Annotated in this window: 28 protein-coding genes and 1 other annotated feature; of the genes, 22 read left to right on the top strand and 6 right to left on the bottom strand. The window is 39.9% G+C overall.

From position 1 onward, the window contains the following. Positions 1–26: 26 nt before the first annotated feature. From atpA to HZL42_RS05625, 20 genes are all read left to right on the top strand, one after another. Positions 27–1562 carry a F0F1 ATP synthase subunit alpha gene (gene atpA, locus HZL42_RS05720; protein ID WP_219282630.1) on the top strand — a complete coding sequence of 512 codons (1536 nt, stop codon included), beginning with the start codon at positions 27–29 and terminating at the stop codon, positions 1560–1562. A 20-nt stretch (positions 1563–1582) separates the two neighbouring features. Then, positions 1583–2473 carry a F0F1 ATP synthase subunit gamma gene (locus tag HZL42_RS05715; protein ID WP_219282629.1) on the top strand — a complete coding sequence of 297 codons (891 nt, stop codon included), beginning with the start codon at positions 1583–1585 and terminating at the stop codon, positions 2471–2473. 21 nt (positions 2474–2494) lie between these two features. Then, complete coding sequence (gene atpD / locus HZL42_RS05710; protein ID WP_219282628.1) at positions 2495–3910, top strand: F0F1 ATP synthase subunit beta; 1416 nt, start codon at positions 2495–2497, stop codon at positions 3908–3910. Between the two features lie 12 nt (positions 3911–3922). Next, entirely contained in the window at positions 3923–4345 is a 423-nt protein-coding gene (locus HZL42_RS05705) for a F0F1 ATP synthase subunit epsilon (protein WP_219282627.1), read from the top strand. A 130-nt stretch (positions 4346–4475) separates the two neighbouring features. Next, positions 4476–4715, top strand: a complete 240-nt coding sequence (locus tag HZL42_RS05700; RefSeq protein ID WP_219282626.1) for a DUF1146 family protein — start codon at positions 4476–4478, stop codon at positions 4713–4715. Between the two features lie 13 nt (positions 4716–4728). Further along, entirely contained in the window at positions 4729–6042 is a 1314-nt protein-coding gene (gene murA / locus HZL42_RS05695) for a UDP-N-acetylglucosamine 1-carboxyvinyltransferase (protein WP_219282625.1), read from the top strand. 113 nt (positions 6043–6155) lie between these two features. After that, on the top strand, positions 6156–7151 hold the full coding sequence (locus tag HZL42_RS05690; RefSeq protein WP_219282624.1) for a rod shape-determining protein: 996 nt from the start codon (positions 6156–6158) through the stop codon (positions 7149–7151). Positions 7152–7175: 24 nt separating this feature from the next. Continuing rightward, positions 7176–7451, top strand: a complete 276-nt coding sequence (yidD, locus tag HZL42_RS05685; RefSeq protein WP_219282623.1) for a membrane protein insertion efficiency factor YidD — start codon at positions 7176–7178, stop codon at positions 7449–7451. Positions 7452–7493: 42 nt separating this feature from the next. Beyond that, positions 7494–7715 carry a DUF2969 family protein gene (locus HZL42_RS05680; RefSeq protein WP_219282622.1) on the top strand — a complete coding sequence of 74 codons (222 nt, stop codon included), beginning with the start codon at positions 7494–7496 and terminating at the stop codon, positions 7713–7715. Positions 7716–7829: 114 nt separating this feature from the next. Then, complete coding sequence (locus HZL42_RS05675) at positions 7830–8963, top strand: FtsW/RodA/SpoVE family cell cycle protein (protein ID WP_219282869.1); 1134 nt, start codon at positions 7830–7832, stop codon at positions 8961–8963. 35 nt (positions 8964–8998) lie between these two features. Further along, positions 8999–9237: a binding site (T-box leader), on the top strand. 38 nt (positions 9238–9275) lie between these two features. Beyond that, positions 9276–10310, top strand: a complete 1035-nt coding sequence (locus HZL42_RS05670) for a methionine ABC transporter ATP-binding protein (protein WP_219282621.1) — start codon at positions 9276–9278, stop codon at positions 10308–10310. Next, entirely contained in the window at positions 10303–10995 is a 693-nt protein-coding gene (locus HZL42_RS05665; protein ID WP_370629284.1) for a methionine ABC transporter permease, read from the top strand. Before HZL42_RS05670 ends, HZL42_RS05665 begins: the two co-directional genes overlap by 8 nt. Before the next feature lie 16 nt (positions 10996–11011). After that, positions 11012–11836, top strand: coding sequence for a MetQ/NlpA family ABC transporter substrate-binding protein (locus HZL42_RS05660; RefSeq protein WP_219282620.1), 825 nt, complete (start codon positions 11012–11014; stop codon positions 11834–11836). Between the two features lie 130 nt (positions 11837–11966). Next, entirely contained in the window at positions 11967–12344 is a 378-nt protein-coding gene (locus HZL42_RS05655) for a GntR family transcriptional regulator (protein WP_219282619.1), read from the top strand. Then, positions 12331–13209 (top strand): ABC transporter ATP-binding protein, encoded by an 879-nt coding sequence (locus HZL42_RS05650; RefSeq protein WP_219282618.1) that lies wholly within the window; start codon positions 12331–12333, stop codon positions 13207–13209. The genes HZL42_RS05655 and HZL42_RS05650 overlap by 14 nt, the downstream gene beginning before the upstream one ends. Further along, positions 13199–13975, top strand: coding sequence for a hypothetical protein (locus HZL42_RS05645; RefSeq protein WP_219054680.1), 777 nt, complete (start codon positions 13199–13201; stop codon positions 13973–13975). The genes HZL42_RS05650 and HZL42_RS05645 overlap by 11 nt, the downstream gene beginning before the upstream one ends. Positions 13976–13999: 24 nt before the next feature. After that, positions 14000–14770, top strand: a complete 771-nt coding sequence (locus tag HZL42_RS05640) for a hypothetical protein (RefSeq protein ID WP_219054679.1) — start codon at positions 14000–14002, stop codon at positions 14768–14770. Between the two features lie 81 nt (positions 14771–14851). Next, positions 14852–15970 carry a D-alanine--D-alanine ligase family protein gene (locus tag HZL42_RS05635; RefSeq protein ID WP_219054678.1) on the top strand — a complete coding sequence of 373 codons (1119 nt, stop codon included), beginning with the start codon at positions 14852–14854 and terminating at the stop codon, positions 15968–15970. Positions 15971–16053: 83 nt separating this feature from the next. Continuing rightward, positions 16054–16623, top strand: coding sequence for a DNA-3-methyladenine glycosylase I (locus HZL42_RS05630; RefSeq protein WP_219054677.1), 570 nt, complete (start codon positions 16054–16056; stop codon positions 16621–16623). 65 nt (positions 16624–16688) lie between these two features. After that, the gene (locus tag HZL42_RS05625; RefSeq protein ID WP_219054676.1) at positions 16689–17576 is read left to right on the top strand and encodes a helix-turn-helix transcriptional regulator; all 888 of its coding nucleotides are present in this window, start codon (positions 16689–16691) and stop codon (positions 17574–17576) included. Positions 17577–17618: 42 nt separating this feature from the next. Here HZL42_RS05625 and HZL42_RS05620 read toward each other — a convergent pair whose 3' ends face one another. The 6 genes from HZL42_RS05620 to HZL42_RS05595 form a co-directional block, all read right to left on the bottom strand. Continuing rightward, a complete protein-coding gene (locus HZL42_RS05620; RefSeq protein WP_219054675.1) occupies positions 17619–18092 on the bottom strand; it encodes a universal stress protein in 474 nt (157 codons plus the stop codon). A 60-nt stretch (positions 18093–18152) separates the two neighbouring features. After that, positions 18153–18440: a hypothetical protein gene (locus tag HZL42_RS05615; RefSeq protein WP_219054674.1), complete on the bottom strand. Its 288-nt coding sequence runs from the start codon at positions 18438–18440 to the stop codon at positions 18153–18155. Positions 18441–18455: 15 nt separating this feature from the next. Beyond that, the gene (locus HZL42_RS05610) at positions 18456–19739 is read right to left on the bottom strand and encodes a replication-associated recombination protein A (RefSeq protein WP_219054673.1); all 1284 of its coding nucleotides are present in this window, start codon (positions 19737–19739) and stop codon (positions 18456–18458) included. 11 nt (positions 19740–19750) lie between these two features. After that, positions 19751–20230 carry a YueI family protein gene (locus HZL42_RS05605; RefSeq protein WP_219054672.1) on the bottom strand — a complete coding sequence of 160 codons (480 nt, stop codon included), beginning with the start codon at positions 20228–20230 and terminating at the stop codon, positions 19751–19753. A 93-nt stretch (positions 20231–20323) separates the two neighbouring features. Then, the gene (rpsD, locus tag HZL42_RS05600) at positions 20324–20932 is read right to left on the bottom strand and encodes a 30S ribosomal protein S4 (RefSeq protein WP_219054671.1); all 609 of its coding nucleotides are present in this window, start codon (positions 20930–20932) and stop codon (positions 20324–20326) included. 194 nt (positions 20933–21126) lie between these two features. Then, positions 21127–21591 (bottom strand): GAF domain-containing protein, encoded by a 465-nt coding sequence (locus HZL42_RS05595; protein WP_255552566.1) that lies wholly within the window; start codon positions 21589–21591, stop codon positions 21127–21129. A gap of 163 nt (positions 21592–21754) precedes the next feature. Here HZL42_RS05595 and ezrA point away from each other — a divergent pair, with 163 nt between their 5' ends. Then, positions 21755–23467: a septation ring formation regulator EzrA gene (gene ezrA, locus HZL42_RS05590; RefSeq protein ID WP_219054670.1), complete on the top strand. Its 1713-nt coding sequence runs from the start codon at positions 21755–21757 to the stop codon at positions 23465–23467. Between the two features lie 113 nt (positions 23468–23580). Beyond that, complete coding sequence (locus tag HZL42_RS05585) at positions 23581–24726, top strand: cysteine desulfurase family protein (RefSeq protein ID WP_219054669.1); 1146 nt, start codon at positions 23581–23583, stop codon at positions 24724–24726. Positions 24727–24731 lie beyond the last annotated feature (5 nt).

The following is a 24731-nucleotide window of genomic DNA, read 5'->3' as shown; positions in this document are numbered from 1 at the left end:
TCTAAATCGAAGAGGTGAAAACTTTTATGAGCATTAAGGCTGAGGAAATTAGTGCTTTAATCAAGCAACAATTAGCCGGATATAAGGACGAGCTCTCAGTTGAAGAAACTGGAACTGTTACCTACGTTGGTGATGGGATTGCTCGTGCTCACGGTCTAAATAATGCACTATCTGGTGAATTACTAGAATTCTCAGATGGCGTTTACGGAATGGTTCAAAACCTCGAAAGCAATGATGTTGGTATCGTTGTTTTAGGAGATTTCGACGGTATTCGTGAAGGCGATACTGTAAAACGAACTGGCCGGATCATGGAAGTTCCAGTTGGGCAAGGAATGGTTGGACGGGTTGTTAACGCCCTAGGTCAACCAATTGATGGTAAGGGTGACATCAAAAATGATGGTACTTTACCAATCGAACGAAAAGCTCCTGGAATCATGGACCGTCAAAGTGTTGATGAACCATTACAAACAGGGATTAAAGCCATTGATGCATTAGTTCCAATTGGTCGTGGTCAACGTGAGTTAATTATCGGTGACCGTAAAACTGGGAAGACTTCAATCGCCATCGATTCAATCTTGAACCAAAAGGATCAAGACATGATTTGTATTTACGTTGCGATTGGTCAAAAGGATTCCACTGTGCGGAGTCAGGTAAACACACTTGAAAAGTTTGGGGCAATGGACTACACGATCGTTGTTTCAGCTGGTCCATCCGAACCAGCACCATTACTTTACATCGCACCTTACGCTGGGACTGCAATGGGTGAATACTTCATGAACAAGGGTAAGCATGTTTTGATTATCTACGATGATCTTACTAAGCAAGCCAATGCATATCGTGAATTATCATTGATTCTACGTCGGCCTCCTGGTCGTGAAGCTTATCCTGGTGATATCTTCTACACCCACTCCCGTTTGCTAGAACGTTGTGCTAAGTTAAATGATAAGTTAGGCGGCGGTTCAATTACCGGTCTTCCAATCGTTGAAACTCAAGCAGGGGATGTTTCTGCATATATCCCAACTAACGTTATTTCCATTACTGATGGTCAAATCTTCTTAAATTCCGATTCATTCTACTCCGGAATTCGTCCAGCCATTGATGCCGGAACTTCAGTTTCCCGTGTTGGTGGGGATGCCCAAATTAAGGCAATGAAGAAGGTTGGTGGGACCCTTCGTTTGGATCTTGCTTCATATCGTGAATTGGAATCATTTGCACAATTTGGTTCTGATCTTGATTCAGCAACACAAGCCAAATTGAATCGTGGTGCTAGAACCGTTGAAGTTCTTAAGCAACCACTTCATGATCCAATGCCAGTTGAACAACAAGTGCTGGTTCTCTTCTGTTTAACTCGTGGATTCTTAGATAAGATTCAATTAGACGATATCCAACGCTATCAAGAAGAAGTAATTGACTTCTTCAAGTCTAACCATCAAGATATCTTGGACAGTATTGTTAAGACTGGTAATTTACCAGATGAAGATAAGTTTAGCAGTGCTGTTAAAGAATTTGCTTCAAATTTCCAACCAAGTCAATCTCAAGAAGACGAAAAACAAACTAATTAGCTTGAAGGGATGGTGAAACAATGTCTTTGAATGATGTTAAACATCGCATTCAATCAACCAAGAAAACACATCAAATTACCACTGCGATGGAAATGGTGCAAACTGCAAAGTTAACCCAAATCCAAAAGCACTCGGTTAATTATGACGAATACGTCTCCCGTGTTAAGGCGGTTGTATTGCATTTAGCTAAGACTCATTTATTAGATAACTTTAATTCCTCAAGCAAGTCTAACTCTAAGGGTAAGACTGCCTATTTAGTTATTACGTCTGATCGTGGAATGGTTGGAAGTTATAACAGTAATGTTATTCGCGGTGCGAATGAATTTATTCAAGAGCATACACCAAATACCGATGATTACTTATTATTAGCAGTTGGTGGAAACGGTGCTGATTTTTATAAAAAGCGTGGTGCAAACGTTGCTTATGAATACCGCGGCGTTTCTGATATTCCTACTTTTAGGGAAGTAAAAGAAATTGTTGATACTGTTACATCGATGTATAATGATGGTGTCTTTAGCGAACTTTACGTTTGTTATAGTCATTTTGTTAACCGAATGACTTCAAACTTTCGGGCTGAAAAAATGTTGCCATTAGATGACGAAACAATTAATACTGGGAAGAGTGGAGATGTGAAAGCATCTGAAATTGGTCCCACTTATGACGTTGAACCAGATGAAGGTTCCGTATTGCGGGTAGTGATTCCTCAATACACTGAAGGATTAATCTTTGGAGCAATTCTAGATGCTAAGACTTCAGAGCATGCTTCTAGTTCAACTGCCATGAGCGCTGCATCTGATAATGCAGAAGATTTAATTGGTAAGTTACAACTACAATATAATAGAGCTCGTCAGGCTGCAATTACCACTGAAATTACTGAAATTACAGGTGGTCAAGAAGCCTTGAAGCATTAATATGGGAGGAATTAACGAATAATGAGTACTGGAAAAATTATCCAAGTAATCGGACCAGTTATTGACGTTGAATTCCCTGCGGATGTTAAATTACCTGATATCAATACTGCTCTTAAAGTTAAGAGGGGTAAGGATACCAAAGATTTAGTTACCGAAGTTATGTTGGAATTAGGAAATGGAGTTGTTCGGACCATTGCCATGGACGGAACTGATGGTTTACGTCGTGGAATGGATGTCGAAGATACTGAAGCTCCAATTTCAGTTCCAGTTGGTGACGACACCTTAGGTCGGGTCTTTAACGTTCTCGGTGATACAATCGATAACGGCCCTGAATTCGGTCCAGACGCTGAACGTTGGCCAATTCATAGAGACGCACCAGCATACGACGAACTAAGTACTTCTACTGAAGTGCTTGAAACCGGAATTAAGGTTATTGACTTATTAGCACCATACATTCGTGGTGGTAAAGTTGGACTTTTCGGTGGTGCCGGTGTTGGTAAGACTGTTTTAATTCAAGAATTAATCCATAATATTGCTCAAGGACACAACGGAATTTCTGTTTTCACCGGTGTTGGTGAACGGACTCGTGAAGGTAACGATATGTACTTCGAAATGAAGGGTTCCGGTGTTCTTAAGCAAACTGCCATGGTGTATGGACAAATGAACGAGCCACCTGGTGCCCGGATGCGGGTTGCCTTGACTGGTTTAACAATTGCCGAATACTTCCGTGATGCTAAGGGTTCTGACGTGCTATTGTTTATCGATAACATCTTCAGATTTACCCAAGCCGGAATGGAAGTTTCAGCCTTGTTAGGACGAATTCCATCAGCCGTTGGTTACCAACCAACGTTAGCTACTGAAATGGGTCAATTACAAGAACGGATCACATCAACTAAGAAGGGTGCTATTACATCCATCCAAGCTGTTTATGTTCCTGCCGATGATTATACCGACCCTGCTCCAGCAACTACTTTCGCTCACTTGGATGCTACTACTAACTTGACTCGTTCCTTAACTCAACAAGGGATTTACCCAGCCGTGGATCCATTGGCTTCTACTTCATCTGCCCTTGACCCTGCAATTATTGGTCAAAAGCATTATGAAGTTGCCAATGAAGTTCAACAAGTACTTCAAAGATACCGTGAACTACAAGACATTATCTCTATTTTAGGGATGGATGAATTGTCAGATGAAGAAAAGACGATTGTTAATCGTGCTCGTCGAATTCAATTCTTCTTATCACAAAGCTTTAGTGTTGCTGAACAATTTACTGGTCTTCCTGGTAAGTATGTTCCTGTCGAAAAGACTGTTGACAGTTTCAAAGCGATCTTAGATGGTAAGTACGATGACGTTCCAGAAGACGCATTTAGAAACTGTGGTCCAATCGAAGACGTTGAAGAAAACGCTAAAAAGCTAAAGGCAAACGCTAATAACTAAGGAGGGTTCTAATTGGCTGATAACTCAGTATTAACCATTAGTATCGTTACTCCTGATGGAATGGTCTACCAAAATGACCAAGCTTACCTAGTAATTGTTAAAACCAAAACTGGTGAACTTGGGATTATGCACGACCATCTTCCTGTTATTGCTTCTCTCGAAGTAGATGAAGCACGAGTTAAATACGATAATGGTAAAGAAGATGAAATTGCCGTTAACGGTGGTTTCGTTGAATTCTCCAATAACGTTTTAACCATTATTGCCGACAGTGCTGAAAAGCAAGGCGATATTGATGTCGAACGTGCTGAACGGGCACGTGATCGGGCTCAACAAAGACTCCAAGAAGCACAAAGTAAGCATGATAACAAGACGATCACTCGTGATCAAATTGCTTTACAACGTGCGATTAACCGGATTCACGTTGCTCGTCATTAATAATTTCAATCAAAGGGATTGTAAAAGTGAAAACTTTTGCGGTCCCTTTTTTTGCTATGTTACAATTAACAAATATAGCGGATATTTATATTAAAATGTGATATAGTAAAGAAATAGGGAAGGTATGGTTATGATACATTCGAATTGGATTGTTTCAATAATGACGATTGTTAGTCATTTATTTTTCATTTCAATCGCTTTTTGGTGGATTCAAGATATCCACATTGAGCGTTATATTAGGATGCATGAATCGCAAGCGAAAGTAATGATTGTGATGTTATCAGTTGTGTTTGGTTTCATTTGCAGTTCATTCTTTATTGACGTTGTTAATGCGATTTTAGGCCTTACTACCTTCACTAAATCACTCTAGGAGGTTTATTGTTTTGGATAAGATTGTTGTGCAGGGTGGCAATCGCTTAGTAGGTGAAGTACATATTGAGGGTGCCAAAAACGCTGTATTACCCTTATTAGCTGCTTCAATCCTAGCAAGTTCAGATAAAGTAACCCTAGATAACGTTCCGTTGTTATCAGATGTATATACGATGAACGAAGTCCTTCGTTTTTTAAACATTAAAATTAAATTCAATAAAAATAAAAACCAAATTATTTTAGATGCTTCAAAGGATATTTCTTCAGAGGCACCTTTTGAATACGTATCAAAAATGAGAGCTTCAATCGTCGTAATGGGTCCACTTCTGGCTCGGCTAGGACATGCTAAGATTGCTTTGCCTGGTGGTTGTGCAATTGGCTCACGCCCCATTGACTTGCATTTAAAAGGATTTGAAAAATTAGGGGCTAAGATCGAACAGCATGATGGATACGTGGAAGCCTTTGCAGAGGATGGGTTAGTCGGCAGCGACGTTTACCTTGACTTTCCAAGTGTGGGGGCGACCCAAAACATCATGATGGCAGCGACTTTAGCTCAAGGTAAAACCACGATTAGAAACGTTGCGCGGGAACCAGAAATTGTTGACCTCGCAATGTTGTTAAACTTGATGGGTGCCAAGGTAAGCGGTGCCGGAACTGAAACCATTAAAATTGAAGGGGTTTCCGCGCTTCATGGTGCTGAACACACTGTGGTTCAAGATCGAATTGAAGCTGGGACCTTTATGGTAGCAGCAGCTGCTACCCATGGGGATGTATTAGTTCGGGACGCGATTGCTGAACATAATAAGCCATTGATTGCTAAAATGCGTGAAATGGGAGTTCAAGTAATTGAAAAGGATAATGGAATTGAAGTAATTGGTCCTGAATCCTTGAAACCAACTGACGTAAAAACAATGCCATATCCTGGTTTTCCAACTGACATGCAACCTCAAATGACCATTTTACAATTGTTAGCTAACGGAACTAGTACGATGACTGAAACGGTATTTGAAAACCGGTTTATGCATCTAGAAGAATTACGTCGGATGAATGCCCACTTTACCATTAGTGGACGGACCGTTGTAATGCAAGGGCCTACTGATTTCAACGGTGCTGAAGTTTCTGCAACTGACTTAAGAGCGGGAGCGGCACTGGTTATTGCTGGATTAGTTGCTAAGGGGATTACGACGGTTGGGCACCTACAGTACCTAGACCGTGGTTACTATGATTTCCATAAAAAGCTAGCGCGGTTGGGTGCTAAAATCAATCGGATCAATGTTAGTGAAGATGGTAAAATTATTTTAAAGCACAGTGTTAATAAATCTAAATAGTTTAAAATTGTAAAGGAGTTCTTTAGAACTCCTTTTTGTGTATGTTAAGTAATATAAATTATGCTATAATTAATTAGTTGTATTAAAAGTTTTTTTCAGGAGGAAGTTGCGAGATGGCAAAAGACATCGGCATTGATTTAGGGACTGCCAACGTTTTAATTTATGTGGTTGGTAAGGGCATTGTGTTAAATGAACCTGCAGTAGTTGCTGTGGATGTAAAAACAGAAAAAGTATTATCAGTTGGAAGTGAAGCTTACCGAATGGTTGGTCGGACGCCTAGTAATATCCGTGCCATCCGGCCTCTACGGGACGGAGTTATCTCTGACTTTGATGTTACTGAAAAAATGCTTTCTTACTTTATTAATAAATTAAATGTAAAGGGCGTTATGTCCAAACCAAAAATTATGATTTGTGCACCGACTAACATCACTAATATCGAAAGAAAGGCAATTATCCAAGCTGCCGAAAAATCTGGCGGTGGGAAGGTATACCTTGAAGAAGAACCAAAGGTAGCTGCAATTGGTGCGGGACTCGATATTTTCCAACCCCGTGGAAACATGGTAATTGATATGGGGGGTGGAACCAGTGATATTGCTGTTCTTTCACTTGGCGATATTGTTGCTAGTAATTCAATTCGGGTTGCTGGAGACAAGATGAATAACATGATTGTTAGCTACATTAAGGATAAGCATGGCCTAATTATCGGGGATCATACTTCAGAACGGATTAAAATTGAAATTGGAACCGCCGTTAAGGATGATAAGGATAGCATTCGAACAAAGGAAGTGCGGGGGCGCGATGCTTTAAGTGGAATGCCACGTTCGATTACCGTTGATAGTAACGAAATTTGTGATGCTCTTTCTGATGCTGTTGACACCATCGTTAGTGGAGCTAAGGATGTATTGGAAGTAATTCCACCAGAATTAGCTTCGGATATTGTCGACCGGGGAGTTATGTTAACCGGTGGGGGAGCGCTACTTCGCAAAATTGATCAACGGATTTCAGATGCACTAACCGTCCCAGTTTTAATCTCTGAAAAACCACTTGATAATGTTGCTAAGGGTGCTGGAGCCCTGCTTGAACATATCGATAAGACTGAAAGCAAATAATAATATTTGAGGGTAGGTGGTTACTTGCGTTGGCTATTAATTAAATTAGTGCGGGGATATCAAAAGGGAATCTCGCCGTTATTCCCGCCCAGTTGTCGCTATTCACCAACCTGCTCTGCATATACAATTACTGCAATCGGAAAACATGGTGCATTGAAGGGAATCTTAATGGGAATTGCCAGAATTATTAGGTGTAATCCACTTATTAAGGGTGGCTATGACCCGGTTCCAGACCATTTTACAATTTTTAGGAATAAACGGGCCCGGGATGAATACCGGCATTCAATGAATCTAAAGTAGTCGCTCACGTGATCCGACTGCTTTTCTTTTTAGGAGGAAATAATGAGTAAAAAGAAACAAAACGTTGACGTTAGTTTAGATGAAAAAAAGAACGCTAAGGGAAACCTAGTTCAGACTTTGAAAGTTGGCACCGATGTAATTGGTGAAATTACAACAACTGATGATGGCATTATTGCTGATTACCGTCATAAGAAGACCGTCAATGTTAAATCGGTTGATGAAGGAATCGAAATGTTGATTAGTGAGTATCATTTACATCATTAATCAGGAACTCTAAGATATATCCGAGGAGGCTTGATTTCATTGGATCGTACTAATGATGAAAATAGCAAAAATGATAAAGATAATCGAATTGATTGGGGAATTATTTTCAGCGTAATGCTTTTGGCCGTGATTGGGATTGCTTCCATCTACGTTGCCGTCTCACACGATACGAATACCACCAGCGTGGTTAGTAAATTAGTGCCCCAAATCTTATGGTATGCGATTGGTGCGGTAGCAGTGGTCGTTATCATGCAATTTGATTCTGAGCAACTTTGGAAGCTAGCACCACTAGCGTATTGGTTCGGGATTGCGCTGCTGATATTAGTCCTATTCTTCTATAGTCGAGCGTACGCGGCTCAAACGGGAGCTAAGAACTGGTTTGCGATTGGTCCGTTTACATTCCAACCCTCTGAAGTGATGAAGCCAGCTTATATTTTGATGCTGGCTAAGGTTACCGTGGAGCATAATGATAAGTACACCCATACCCCACGAAATGACATGATTTTACTGTGGCACATGGTGCTATGGACGTTGCCAATCGTGATTTTAATGAAACTCCAAAATGACTTCGGGACCATTTTGGTGTTCGTTGCCATTTTCGTAGGATTCATGGTGGTTTCTGAAATGACTTGGAAACTATTGGGACCATTATTTGGTGTCGGTGCGTTAGTCGGGATTTTTACCTTATGGTTAGTTACATCAACGCCCGGGCGAAATATTTTGACCCATTTAGGGTTTCAACTCTATCAATTTCAACGAATCGATAGCTGGTTAAATCCATCTGCTGATACCACTAATCAAGGTTATCAACTCTGGCAAAGTATCAAGGCAGTTGGTTCTGGTGGAATCACTGGGACCGGATTCAACGTTTCAAAGGTCTACGTTCCAGTTCGGGAATCTGATATGATTTTTTCAGTGATTGGTGAAAACTTTGGTTTCTTAGGAGGGTGTATTTTAATTTTTATTTACTTCCTCTTAATCTATCAAATGATTCGCGTTACCTTTGACACCCGCAACGTCTTTTACGCCTACATTTCGACCGGGGTTATCATGATGATTTTATTCCATGTGTTTGAAAATATTGGGATGAGCATTGGGTTGTTACCATTGACTGGGATTCCATTGCCATTTATCAGTCAAGGGGGTTCCTCTTTGATTGGTAACATGATGGGAATTGGATTGATTATGTCGATGCAATACCATAACCGTAGTTACATGTTCAGTCGGCGGCCAAAGAACTTCTCTTAATTAATTTGACATTAGAAAAATTAGTTTGTATACTATATATCATGATTTAAAGATGAGTAAATGATTAATAAGTTATCAGAAAGCTTTCGGTTGATGTGAGGAAGTAGCTACGGTCATTGAAGATGGTCTTTAAGAAAAATATTTGCTAGTGAGTCTTTGATTAGCTAGTAATGGGTAACGACCATTATATCGTTAAGTAAATTTACTTATTAAGGTTACTGTTGTGAGACAGTAGCAAATAAAAGGTGGTACCACGAAACTCTTCGTCCTTTCTTTAGGATGAAGAGTTTTTTAGTTTAGGAGGGAATTAATTTGATTAAGTTTAAAGATGTTTCAAAAGTCTTCCAACTTAAGGGCAGCCAACTCAAAGCTGTTAACGACGTTAATTTAACGATTGACGATGGCGACATTTTTGGGATTATTGGTTACTCTGGAGCTGGAAAGAGTACGTTAGTAAGAATGCTAAATGGGTTGGAAACACCAACCACTGGTTCCGTTGAAGTTCACGGGCATGATATTGCCAAATTAAGTGGACGCGAATTACGTGACCAACAAAAGCAAATTGGGATGATCTTTCAGCATTTTAATTTATTATGGTCCCGTTCGATCATTGATAATGTGATGTTACCATTAGAACTAGCACACGTTGATAAGGCCAGCCGGGTCGCAAAAGCTAAGAAGTTAATTGAGTTAGTTGGGCTAAAGGGCCGGGAAAACGACTACCCATCCGAACTCTCTGGTGGGCAGAAGCAACGGGTCGGCATTGCACGAGCGCTAGCCAACGACCCCAAGCTATTGATTTCCGATGAAGCAACTAGTGCGTTGGATCCCCAAACGACCGATGAAATTTTAGAGTTACTGCTTAAAATTAATCGTGAATTAGGGATTACGATTGTTTTAATCACCCATGAAATGCACGCAATCAGAAAGGTTGCCAAGAACGTTGCCGTAATGCAAGATGGTCAAGTGGTTGAACAGGGGTCGGTTTCCGAAATCTTTAACCACCCCCAACAAGCGATTACGAAACGCTTCGTTAGTGAAAATGACACTCCTGATAGTAACGATACAATGATGGCGCTAGATGAACTAGTGGAACGGTATCCAAATGGTTCGATCATCAAACTAACGTTCAGTGGGGAACGCTCACAATCACCAGTGGTTTCACAGGTTGCTAAGCAACGGCCAAACCTTGAAATCAACATCATTGAGGGTTCGTTACACCCTACTCAAACTGGTACGATTGGGGTATTGGTAATCCAATTGCTGGGGGATGCAGACGAACAAAAGAAGGCTTTACAAGACTTTAAAACATTAAAAGTAGAAACGGAGGTAATCAGCCGTGGATAATCAAGGGTTAAGTTCTTATTTTCAGTTTAAAAATGTTAATTGGCCTAATATGTGGTCAGCAACTTGGGAAACGATTTGGATGACGCTAGTTGCAATGATTCTAGTGGCAGTAATCGGAATTGCCCTGGGGTTAATCTTATTCGAAACGCGGAATAAAAATGGCTTTTGGTATCGGTTATTGAACCTAGTGGTTTCAGTCCTAGTTAACATCTTTAGATCGATTCCATACATTATTTTAATTGTGTTATTACTACCAATTACCAAGAATATCGTTGGGACCATCATTGGACCAACCGCAGCCATTCCATCATTAGTAATTTCCGCCGCTCCATTCTATGCGCGGATGGTTGAATCTAACTTCCATGAAATTGATAACGGGGTGATTGAAGCCGTTAAGTCAATGGGTGCAACAAATTGGGAAATCATTTGGAAGGTGTTAATTCCAGAAAGTACGCCTGCATTGATTGCTGGAGCAACGGTAACCACCATTTCATTGATTTCATACACTGCAATGGCTGGAGCAATTGGTGCCGGTGGGTTAGGGAATCTTGCTTATCTCGATGGATTCCAATCCAATAACAACAGTATCACGTTAGTCGCAACCGTGATTATCCTAATCTTTGTGTTCATTGTGCAATACATTGGTGATGCATTTGTTAAGGGTACTGATAAACGGGGACTATAATTAAGGAGGTTTAAAAATGAAAAAAATTGGTTTCTTTCTCTCCTTAATTGTCGCATTCGTTGCACTACTAGTGATTGGTCCTGGTGAGGCTCACTCCAAGAACTCGCTTACGATTGGGGCTTCTAATGTTCCCCATGCTCAAATTCTAAACCACATTAAACCGGAACTGGAAAAAGAGGGCATTCATTTGAATATTCGGGTGTTCCAAGACTACGTGTTGCCTAATAAAGCCCTGGCTTCGGGTGAATTAGATGCTAACTACTTCCAGACGATTCCGTTCTTAAATCAGTGGAATAAGCAGAATAACGGCCACTTAGTTGACGTGGGGGCCGTTCACTTGGAACCAATGGGGATTTATTCCAAGAAGGTCAAACGCCTCCAAGATTTGAAGGATAACGCCACCATCTTGGTCAGCAACAATGCTCCGGATTACGGGAGAATCTTGCAACTTTTCCAACAAGCTGGATTAATTAAGATTAAGAAGGGCGTTAGCATCGAACAGGCTAATTTCTCTGACATTGTAAGTAACCCTAAGCACTTGAAGTTTAAGACTGGTTATGAACCGAAATTACTGCCAGAAATTTATGAAAACGGTGAAGGAGATGCAGTTGCCATTAACGCCAACTACGCGGTCCAAAGTGGCTTGAATCCGAAGAAGCAAGCGATTGCTTTGCAAAAGAGTGATCCGCATTCACCATACAATAATATTGTAGCGGTTAGAAAAGAAGATCGGAATAATCCACAAATTAAGAAGTTAATGAAGATTCTAGAATCCAAACCAGTTCAAAAATGGATTTATGATCATTACAAGGGTGGGGTGGTTCCCGCTCACAAATATTAATGACTAAAAGAGATTGGAAAATATTTTCCAGTCTCTTTTTTAATTGACTTTTTTTAACATCATATGTATAGTTAGTTACATAAGTAATTAACTGAATGATGAATGAGATATTTGAAGGATGTGAGCATTAATGCAGTTTGACTTTGATAGTGCGGAGCCGATTTATCTACAGGTTGCCAGCCAGATCGAAGATGCAATCTTTACGGGAGCGTTTCCCGAGAATGAACAGATTCCATCGACGACTGAAATATCAAAACAGTTTCACATTAATCCAGCGACGGTATTAAAGGGGATGAACATATTGGTTAGTGAAGGATTATTAGAAAAGCGGCGTGGAATGGGGACGTTCGTTACCATTGACGGGCAAAAAAAGGTAGTCGAAAAGCGGCGTTCTAAATTCTATGACGATTTTATCTTAGACCTAATTAACGAGGCCGATAAGTTAAAGCTAAATCAAGCTGATGTTTTGAAATTAATTCAACGGGGGTATCAGAATGACCACAATTAAAATTGAGCATTTAAATAAGCATTTTCACAAGCAAAGCGGATTGAATGATATTAACTTAACGTTTGAATCGAATCAAATTTACGGATTATTGGGGCGCAACGGAGCCGGGAAGAGCACCCTTTTGAACATCATTACCGACCGAATCTTTGCCAATTCGGGGCAAGTAAAACTGGATGGCGCCGTGATGCACGATAACGGTGATGCATTGTCCAAGGTCTTTATGATGAGCCAGGATAATTTGTATCAGGAGTCAACGAAGGTCCAAAACATCATCAAGACGACTGCCGCGGTTTACGATGGCTTTGACCAACATTTAGCTAATGAGTTAATCCAAAAGTTCGATGTGAACGTTAAAACCAAGTTCGGGAAACTATCGACCGGGTACCATTCAATCGTGAAGTTGATCATTGCACTTTGTGTGCCTGCAGAAGTGGTCATCTTTGATGAGCCCACTTTAGGCCTTGATGCTAACCACCGTGAGTTATTTTATTCTGAATTGATTCAATCCTATAGTGATAATCCACGGACGTTCATTATCTCGACGCATTTGATCGATGAGGTTGCCAACATCGTTAGTGACGTTGCCATTATTGACCATGGGGCAGTTATCGTCAGTGGGGACAACGAATCGGTCTTAAAGAACGCCCACACGATTACGGGACCGGAAAGGGAACTGGATCAATACTGTGCCGGATTGAACGTGATTGGCAGTAAGCATTTGGGGAATTTAAAGACGAACTACGTTTACGGACCACTCAATGATGATCAACGGATTCCAGACACAGTTTCGGTCGAAAGCCTGGATTTGCAAACGCTGTTCATCTACTTAACCAAACGGAAGGGGGAGTTAGAAAATGATGAATAATCGAATGAAAGATTTACTCGTGGTAAGCATCAAGTACTATCTAAAGGTTTTTGGATTCATGGCCTTGTTATTTATCGCTTTTTTAGCTGTCCTTTTAATCTTTGGTAATTTATTTGACGGTGGTGATACCCCTTCAATCCGCTCGATGCTAACTGGGTTTAATTTTCCGCTCCTCTTTTCAGCAGTATTGATTTTTAGTCAATTTGATCAAGGGTTCCTGCTGAAGCTCCAAAATGGTTTTGCTAGGGGCCAGATTTTTAAGAATGATTTCTGGATGATTACATTAGTTACGGTTTTCGTTACCGTTTTAAACCGCATTTTGCACCTGAGCTGGCTGGGTTCTAATCCTACTTACAATGGCTTTTTTACGAATCCACTGGTGAACTTCTTCGCCCTGTTTATCATATCGTTTTTAGGGAACTACTTATTATTCATTGTAGCCGAATCTTTAGGGGCGTTTTTGAATCTATTTTCGAAGAAGATCCGGAATTGGATAGCAATATTAATTGTAGCTGGCTTTTTGTTCGTTAGTATCTCTTTATTCAGTGGAGCGGCGTTTGGAGTGGGAATGTTGGTCTCGAATCACGTTATTGATATTCAGATGGTTGAAACCATCTTGAACTTAACGATGAGCGTATTATTTGGGTTTAACGAACACGGTGCCTGGAATCCACTTAACATGATTGTGACGATGCTGGTGGGAAGCGGTTTGTTGACTTGGTTGGCTCGGTTTATTATCATGCGGGTCCAGATTCACAGAATTTAGGGTGCTAGCAAGGGGGGATTAATAATGGATAGTCGATTAAAGGCTAGTCTTAAAATCGATTTAAAGACGAATTTAAAAATTATAGGTTACGTTATCTTAGTGCTGGTATCGTTAAATTTAATTATCCCAGGGGGATTTAGTTTAGCTATTGGTCATGGCTTGGGCTGGTCCAAAGAAGATTTTGCTTCAATTCCTGGTTCAATTTCAATAGCGATAGTAGTTTTTACTTGGTTGAACTTTGATTTTTCATTTAAAAGTAAAATGCAAAACGGCTTTTCTAGAACCCAACTATTTAAGAATGATGTGCTATTGATTGCGCTGTTATCAGTTGTGATTGCATTTCTAAACCGGGTCTTTAAGTTTAGCTTAGTTGGCAACTCCAATAGCACGTATGACGGCTTCTTTTCAATTGGTTTTTTGAACGTCCTGGCCATTTTCGTTATTAGCATTCTGGGGAATTACTTTTTTATTTCAATCGGTGAGTTTCTAGGGGCGTTCTTTAGCCTCTTTTCGAAGCGAATCAGAAAGTGGATAATGGTAGTATTCTTTGTTGGCTGGGTGTTTGGGAGCTTTTCATTGTTTACAATTACTGCAATTGGGATTGGAACGTTCGCTGATAAGTTTGGAGTTGATACTAATACGGTAGTTACAACGATTTTTAATGTATTATTCGGCTACCATATACATGGACCATATAATCCCATTAATTTCGTTATTACTTTGTTGGTATTAGATGGCATGTTAACTTTAGTCAATCGATTTATTATCCATCATCTACAACTCCACCGGAACTAAAATTATTCTGAAACGCAACTATTTTAGCAATTAATATGCTATAATGAAGTTTCTGAGAATTATAGATAGGACGGTAAAAAAATGACAAAGAAAATGCACGTTGCACTCCTTTTCGGGGGTAACTCTTCAGAACACGATGTTTCGAAGCGTTCAGCTCATAACATCTATGATGCAATGGACAAGGATAAGTACGAAGTAAGCCTATTCTTGATGACTAAGGAAGGTTACATCCTTAGTGATACTGACTCGCACCGGGTTTTTGCTGGTGAAGATGAAGATGCAGTAGTTGCATCCGTAATGCCACACGTCGATGAATCAGACCCGTTAGCTAACGTTGCGAACCTAGGTAAGATTAAGGATGTTGACGTTTTCTTCCCAGTGATCCATGGGAACTTAGGGGAAGATGGTACCATTCAAGGGCTCTTTAGACTATTGCAAAAGCCTTGGGTCGGCAGTGGAATTTTGGAATCCGCAATGGCTTATGATAAGGACATCACTAAAAAGATGCTAAACCTTTACGGCGTTCAAAATACCAAGTATGTTTTGTTGACTCCTGATAACGCTCAGGATTATTCATACGAAAAGCTTGCCCAAGAATTAGGTGCTAAGCTCTTCTTAAAGCCTGCTAATCAAGGTTCGTCAGTTGGAATTCACGAAGTTAATAATGCTGAAGAATACAAGGCTAGTTTAGCGGACGCATTTAGATACGACTACAAGGTCTTAGCTGAAGAAGCAATTGAAGGCCCAGAAGAACTAGAAATTTCCATCTTAGGAAATGAAAAGCCAATTGCATCTAAATTAGGAGCCATTCGGGTTCCTGAGAACGACGAGTTCTATACTTATGAAAACAAATTCGTGGATGCGAGTGAAGTTAAGTTTGATATTCCAGTCCAGGTTTCTGAAAAGTTGGCAAACCGGATTACTGAAATGGCATTAACAGCTTATAAAGCCCTTGGCTTAAAGGGAATGGCTCGGATTGATTTCTTAGTTTCTAAGGATGAAGAACCTTACTTGGGTGAAGTAAATACATTACCAGGGTTTACTAACATTAGTTTATATCCTCAACTATGGGATGCTTCTGGAATTTCTTATACCGAATTAATTGATCGTTTAATTGAACTAGCATTTGCTGAATACGATCGGCGGAAGAAGCTTCACCATGACTTTACGCCCCTTGGCAAAGAAAAATTATCCAAATAATCATAAAAACATCCATTCTTTGGATGTTTTTTTATTTATTATCGTATTTACTATTAACTAGTTATTTAGAAGGGAGAATTAGAATGGTTTATCGCTGTGAATGGGCTCAAAAGGATCCCCGATTAATGAGTTATCATGACCATGAATGGGGCGTTCCTGAACATGATAACCAGAAGTTATTTGAATTAATGTCGTTGGAAGAATTTCAGGCGGGACTGAGTTGGTTAACGGTATTGAAAAAGCGGGATGCGCTTCGGAGGGCGTTTGCTAACTTTGATGTTTCAATTGTGAGTAACTACGGAGAACAACAATTTGAGCAATTGATTCATGATGCATCGATCATTAGAAATCGCGCTAAGGTTCAAGCTACGATTGATAATGCCACCGGATTAGTTGGATTGGCGGAGCAAGGGATTACTTTAGATGGGTTACTTTGGTCCAATACTAACCAGCAACCGTTAAATCATTTTCGGAAATCAGGTGAGGACCTAGATGTTAGTAAATTTGTGATGCCGTATGTGAATAAGTTTAAGCACTTGGGCTTTAAACGACTTGGACCGACGACGATGTATTCATTTTTACAGGCAGCGGGGGTAGTAAATGACCACGAGTTAAAGTGTTTTCGATACAATGAAATTATTAATTTTGATTAAATAATATTGTTAACTTTTATGTAAATACATTATAATAAGATTATTATATAACAAGGGAGAAATTAATGGGAGTATTTATCAATAATGGTGATAACCATTGTTCAATTAGGATTATTGGTAGTCGGATTAAGAAGCAACGCAAACATTTCAAAATTTCCCAGAAACAATTAGCTGTCGGGGTTTGCACCCAGGGGTTAATCAGTCAGATTGAAAATAGTAATATTACTACTAATATTGACGTTATTTATAAAATTTGTGATCGCTTAAATTTAAATATTAATGATATTATAGTTAACGGAATTGCTAATAAAACGTTAGATCAAATTGAGGATTCCATTTTCAACCGGCAGTTCCAACAAGCCCAGCAATTGATTATTAAGGTGAAACCCAATAATCTTGATACTCGCGAATTAAAGGGCCGTTACTATTGTTACCTAGGAGTATTGTCCCTAAAATTAAAATTTGATTATCAAAGTGCAATCGAGGCGTTTAAAGAGGTCCTAATTAAGTATAGTGGCTTGGATAAGCAAAACATCTATACGACGTGGGCCCATATCGGAATTGCGAAGGCCCACTTAATGCTTAAGGACCGCAACCAGGCTGATCAGTTCAATGAATTGGCGATTGCATACCTAAAATTACACCAATTTAGCCCCAAGAATGATTTTAGATTATTAGTTAATATCTATTTAGAATCAATTGCTTTGCACCAGGAGCTATTAAAATATGATGAGGCAATGATTCTTAACAAAACTGCCTGTCGATTTTTACGTTCTGTTGATTCAATGTACCAACTAGCAACGCTCAACCTAATGATGGCTAGGAGTTTAATTGCTTCCAACTCCCATCAACAAGCCGTGAGCTACCTAGATCGTGCCCATCACTTAGGTGAGTTTTATAATGATTACCAGATTGTTGAACAAGTTAGTAAATTAAGAAATCTAGTTCAATAAAAATAACCTCCGCTACTAATGGCTAGTAGGGAGGTTATTTCTTTATTCCTTCGGTTGTTTAACCGGTTGATTGTTAGTATCAGTTCTTACAATTAATACGTCACAACTAGCAGCCTTACTGACGTAATCAGAAACGGAGCCCATCATTAAACGTTCAAATGCGTTTAATCCCGTGGCCCCCATCATAATTAAATCGGTATGGTAACGCTGAGGGGTTTCCTTAGCAATCACAAACTTAGGCGCCCCATATTCAATTGAATAATCGATGTTTTTAATACCGGCATCATTAGCTTGACTTAGGTAGTCATCCAAAGTCTTTTTAACGTTATCGGTAGCTTCTTCAATCATGGAACTATCGAAACTAGAGATGTTTTGAAATGATCTGGTATCGATTACGTGTACCATATGGATGCTAGCGTTAGTATCCTTAGCAACCGCAACCGCTTTATCAAAGGCTAACTTTGCCTCCTTTGAACCATCAACAGGGACCAAGATATTCTTATAGTTATTTTGCATAATGCCCACCTCCATCTTTATTTTAAAGGGCGAGTCGCTAAATTCAAACTAAAACGGTCCCTATTTTTTACCAAAGTACTGGGCCATTGCAATTTGAAACCCAATTACTAGGAAACATGCGATAATTAGCATCCAAAAGAGGAGCTGCTCGTTATTTAAAAATAATGGAATCAAAAAGAGCAACCCACAAATAATAAAAATAATTCCGAAGACCTTCATTAATAAACTCAATGCGGGAATGCTTTCGGGATGGAAAACCAGGAATGATTTTTTTTGGTGGGTAAAAACAAAGACACCAATTCCAAACATAATTACAGCAAAGATAATCGTTAATACATTGACTAGCATTATGAAACTCCATTTCTATTTTTGATTGCCACGTTGGGCACCTTGAATTTTTTGATATTGATTAGCAAATGCGGTTTCGTACTTTCCGTTGGTCTTGGGATGGTAGTAGTTAGCATTTTTAATTTTATCTGGTAGGTATTGTTGTTTGACCCAATCATTTGGGAAATCATGGGGGTATTGATAATTAATTCCATGGCCTAATTTTTTAGCACCCTGATAGTGAGCATCTTTTAAATAAGCAGGAATCTCGCCAAAGTTACCACGTTTAACGTCACTAATGGCGGCATCAATTGCTGAAATTCCCGAATTTGATTTGGGTGAGATGCAAAGTTCGATGATGATATCAGCCAGTGGAATGCGGCCCTCTGGGAACCCCAACTTATCTACCGCTTGAACCGCAGTAACGGTACGCGCACATAATGACGGATTAGCTAACCCAATGTCTTCATACGCAATCACCATTAATCTTCGCGTTAATGAGTTAACGTCCCCAGCTTCGATCAATCTAGCAGCATAGTGCAATGCAGCGTTAGCATCAGATCCACGAATTGATTTTTGAAATGCTGAAATAACGTCATAGTGAGCATCACCATTTTTATCAGCACCAAGGAGTTTTTTTTGCAAACATTCCTCAACATCATTTAAACGAATGTGAATGGTTCCGGTATCATCTGGATCGGTAGAATTAGCTGCTAATTCCAGTGCATTGAGGGCGCTTCTGAGGTCGCCGTTAGTGCCGGTAGTCAGTAAGTTAAGTGCGGTTTGATCTAACTGAATGGAGAGCTTACCCAACCCGTTTTCAGAGTCGGTTAACGCCCGATCAATTGCCCCCTTGATATCATCTGGACTGAGGGGGTGGACTTGAAAAATCGCCGTCCGACTTCTGATGGCTGGATTAATATTGATATAAGGGTTTTCAGTGGTTGCACCGATTAAAATAATGCGGCCACTTTCCAGCAGGGGGAGAAGGAAATCCTGCTTAGTTTTATCTAACCGGTGAATTTCATCCAATAGTAAAACTACGGTACCACTCATTTTCGCCTCTTCAGCAACAACTTGGAGGTCCTTTTTTGAATCGGTGGCAGCATTTAACTTTCTAAATGCATACTTTGTAGAACCTGCAATCGCACTGGCAATGCTGGTTTTACCGGTTCCAGGCGGGCCGTATAGGATCATCGAAGAGAGGGTCTTAGCTTTTACCATTCGATTGATAATTTTCCCTGGGCCCACCAAGTCCTGTTGCCCAACAACGTCTTGAATTTTTTGAGGGCGCATTCGATATGCTAATGGTTGTTGCAAATAATTACCTCCTACTTAAATAGGTTTTTAACTTTATCCCAAAATGAAGTTGGTTGATTGGGCTTAGAATTATTATCGCTCCCGTTGGATTGAAAGAGATTAGCGTATTTTTGCCGAAGGTCAATTGGGTTTTGATTAATGGCTGAATCGGCAGCGTAAATGACTCCATAACTATCTGGTTTGTTGAAGTAAAATGAGTCGGTTCTAATCGTGAATTTAACATTATTTTGCGAAGCAATTCGCATGAACGGGCCAATCGCATCCTGGCCGGCTTGACCGTTAACCAATAATTGATAGTTAGGGTGGGCTTTGATTTCACTTTCAAATGCTGCTTGGGCTTGGCTAGTACCCAGGTCTTGAATTGTAATGGCGAGCGAAACCCGTTCTCTAAAGGTGCCAAGGTATTTTCTTTGTTCATCAGGGTTTAACTTAGGGGTACCCACTGATGATTGTTCCAATCGATTATTTACTGAGTTATCATTATCTGACATTTTAAATTCCTCATTTCTTTGGGTTGATGTTTAAATTGTATAACAAAAAAAGTGTTTCGCGAAAGCGAAACACTTTTGGAATCGAAATCCATATTATAGCTTGTTGTAGTATTCAACGATAAGTGATGGATCGATATCAGCATTCAGTTCATCACGTTGTGGTAAACGGTTTAATGAACCTTCAAGCTTATCTGCATCAAAGGTAACGTATGCTGGACGACCAACAACGGCTTCAACGGCATCCTTGATGATTTGTAAGTCTTTTGACTTTTCACGAACGGCAACCACTTGGTTAGGTTCTACTTCGTATGATGGAATATCAACGCGTTTGCCATCAACAGTAATGTGACCGTGGTTAACTAATTGACGTGCTTGACGACGAGTAGTTGCTAAACCTAAACGGTAAACAACGTTATCTAAACGACGTTCTAGCAATACCAAGAAGTTATCCCCATGCTTACCTTCACGTAACTTACCAGCACGCACAAATAAGTTTGAGAATTGACGTTCAGTCATACCGTACATGTAACGAAGCTTTTGCTTTTCACGTAATTGAGTACCATATTCTGAAAGTTTTTGACGACGACCTTGACCATGATCACCAGGTGCGTAAGGACGACGAGCTAATTCTTTACCAGTACCTGATAAAGATACACCAAGACGGCGAGAAATTCTCCAACTTGGACCTGTATATCTTGACATAATAAAATTCCTCCAATTGTTTTTTGGAGTAAAATAATCCGTATATACACTTAGTATTCGTGCATATTGCTTTGCAATGTTCACCTCAGCAGCCGGAGGGTTACTTATTAAACCAATGTGGCAACAATATGTTGACGAGCTTACCGTGTACTGCTGCATTATTTTACACAATTACCTATTCTATCTGGATTTTACTACTTTGTCAAATGGGGAACTAAAGTTGCTACGAACTGCTTGAGTTCTTCCTCGTCTGCTGATGAGAAACGGTTTTCAACGGGAGCATCGATGTCTAATACCCCAATTTGCTTACCATCTGCTAGCGTTATCGGGAGTACGATTTCAGACTTACTATCAGCATCACATGCGATGTGGCCCGGGAACTTATGGACGTCGGCAATTCTGAGAACCTGATTGTTTTGAAATGCGGTCCCACAAACTCCGTTACCATTAGGAATATGGACACAGGCAACCTTTCCTTGAAAGGGGCCTAGTATCAATTCGTCTGCTTTCTCAACGTAGCGATAAAAGCCAGCCCAGTTAATATCTGGGAGGGATTGAAACAGTAGGGCGGAAGCGTTAGCCATGTTAGCAACCGCATCAGTTTCATTTTCCAGCAGGGCGGCTAGTTGTTGTACCAGGATTGATTTTGAATTGTTCAATATTAATTCCTCCAAACTAAGATTAAAAAAATATCATATGTTATAATTTTAAATGGTTAGTGATTTTTATCCAAATATTAGCTATAATAAAATGAATAGTATCAATTTACGATCGATTAAAATTAAGATGTTTATTTATGTTTAAAAAGGTGTGGGAGCGTTTATGGGAAATTCAGCTGTAGGAATATTAGTTACAATTGTGGTGTTAGTGTTAGTCTTTTACCTAGCAATTGTAGCCTATCAACATTACATATTAAAACAAATGAAAGTGCTACAGGCTAAGTTAGAACAAATTCAAGCCATTCCAATTCAATCTGAATTAGATGAAGCAAATAAGATGAACTTATCTGGGGAAACCCTTGAGCAATTGAAGGGCTACCAAGAGGGCTACAAGGAAATTTTAGGGGAAGACTTTGTTGAGATTACTAACAACCTTAACAACGCCATTAAAATCAGTAAAACACTTAACTTTTTACGGACTAACCAGATTTACCATTCAATTAATAAGCTCCTTGGTGATGTTACTCAGCGGATTCAAATGATTCAAGCCGGGCTTGCTCAGATTAAGGATTTAAATAAGCAGCACAAGTCTATAATCCAGGATTTAACTGAAAAGTTTAAGCAAATGCATTCGACTTTGTTAACCAAAAACTATGTTTACGGTCCAACCACTGATAATTTAGAATTACGGCTAACTAAAACTGAGGAAAAATTTGATCAGTTCAAAAATCTGACTGAATCCGGTGATCATGAGGCAGCTGAAAAAATATTGCCAGAATTAATGGGTCAGACAGATCAAATGCAGGCCCTTTTAGATGATATTCCTAAGTTGTATAAGAACTTAATTAAGGAATATCCAGAACAGGTCGAAGAAATCAAAAATGGCCATCAAGAAATGCTGGCGGCAGGTTATCATTTTCCGGAAGACAATATTAATGGGGCAATCGAATTTGTTAATCGACAAATCGAAAAGAACTTTGATAACTTACGGCGCTTAGAAATTTCCCAAACTAGAAGTGGTAATCACCAAATTGATAAGATGATTGATCAACTATACGATGCAATGGAATTAGAAATTACTTCCAAGAAGCGGGTTCAAAAACAAATTGATGTTATTTCTGCCTTCATTTCACATTCACAAAAGCAAAACATTGCATTGATGAGTGAGCTAAAACAACTAGATAAAAATTATGACTTAGATCATCAAGAAATTGAAACGACCCGTGAGTTAGCGGAGCAAATTAAAACGATCGATATTACCCACCAAAATGACCTTCAGTCCATCGCTGATGGCCTTCCTATCTACTCCAAGATTTCCGAACACATTAGCGATGCTAAGAAGGCGCTTAGCCAAATTGAAGCTCAGCAACGTGAAATCAACGCCTCCGTTTCCAATTTGAATGAAGAAGAGGAGGCTGCTGTTAGTGCCATTCAAAAATTCGAGTTGCAAATGCATACGATGAAGCGACGCATTGAGAACCTTAATTTACCAGGAATTCCTGATGATTATGGGGATGCCTACTCACTAGTTAACTCCGAAATTCAGCGACTCTCACAGGCGATGAATCAGACCCGGATTAGCATGGATGACATTAACGAACAGATCACGGTAATCAAATCAGATGTTGATAACCTCCTTGAACGGACTAACACCATGCTAGATAGTGCGGTCCTTTCGGAACAAATGATGCAGTATGCTAATCGTTATCGAAACAACCATGCTGACATCTTGGATGCCAGCAATCGCGCTCACTATCTGTTTGATCGGGAATACCAATACGAAGAGAGTTTGAATGTAATTGTGGATGCGTTAAACAAGATTGACCCAGCCATTTACGAACGAATTCAAACTGCATATTATCGCCGTCAAAAATAGCTAACTAAAAGTAACCATTTGTGTTAATCTAATAACATAAATGGTTTTTTTCTGTTATAATATAAAGTTAGAATTTTAAATGGCCGGACTAATAATTTAAAAGAGGGTTTACTATGATTTATTTTGATAACAGTGCGACTACTAAGGTCGACCCAGCGGTTTTAGATACTTACAACCAGGTAAGTGAACGGATTTGGGGCAATCCTTCTAGTCTGCATCGCTTTGGTGAAGAAGCGTTCAACTTATTGAACCAATCCAGAAAACAAATTGCTGATTTACTAGGGGTTCAACCAAATGAAATCTTTTTTACCAGTGGTGGAACCGAAGGTGATAACTGGGTTTTAAAGGGAACTGCAATTGAAAAACGGAAGTTTGGTAAGCACATCATTACGACTGCCGTTGAGCATCCCGCAATTCATGAGACCTGCGAACAACTTAAAAAGCTGGGCTACGATGTTACCTACTTACCAGTAGATAAAGAAGGTCGGATTTCCATTGAAGATCTAAAGAACGCCATTCGTAAGGACACTATTTTGGTTTCGATTATGGCGGTTAATAACGAAATTGGAACAATTCAACCAATTAAAGAAGCGGCGGAAGTTTTGAAGGATTATCCGAATGTGCACTACCACATCGATGCGGTTCAAGGAATCGGGAAGGGCATTGGCGAACTAATTATGAACGACCGGGTGGACTTCATTACATTCTCAGGGCATAAGTTCCATGCCCCCCGTGGAATCGGCTTTATCTACAAGCGGGCTGGCAAGAAGATTGCGCCACTAATGACTGGTGGGGGCCAAGAGCACAATTTGAGAAGTGGGACTGAAAACCTCCCGGCAATTGCAGCGATGGCAAAGGCAGTTCGAATCCTGTTGACTAACGAACAGGCTAAGGCCCAAAAGCAAGCTGATATCAAATCCACGATTTACAACCACATCAAGGATTTTGATAAGGTAACCATCTTTTCTAAGAACCAAGCTAACTTTGCACCGCACATCCTTTGTTTTTCAATTCTAGGGGTGCGTGGTGAAACCATCGTGCATGCGTTTGAAGATCACGATATTTACATCTCCACCACGAGTGCTTGCTCTTCTAAGGACCACGTTCCATCTGCTACGTTGACCGCAATGCAAGAACCAACCGAGCTATGTACCAGTGCGGTCCGGGTATCTTTAGATGCTAATAATACGATTGAAGAGGCCGAAGAATTTAACCGGGTCTTCGATCAACTATACCAAAAATTCAGTAAATTAAGTTAAGGAGG

This window comes from Lactobacillus sp. Sy-1 (genome assembly GCF_019303535.1).
Taxonomy (GTDB): Bacteria; Bacillota; Bacilli; order Lactobacillales; family Lactobacillaceae; genus Nicoliella.
This window is presented reverse-complemented; position numbering and strand designations above follow the sequence as displayed.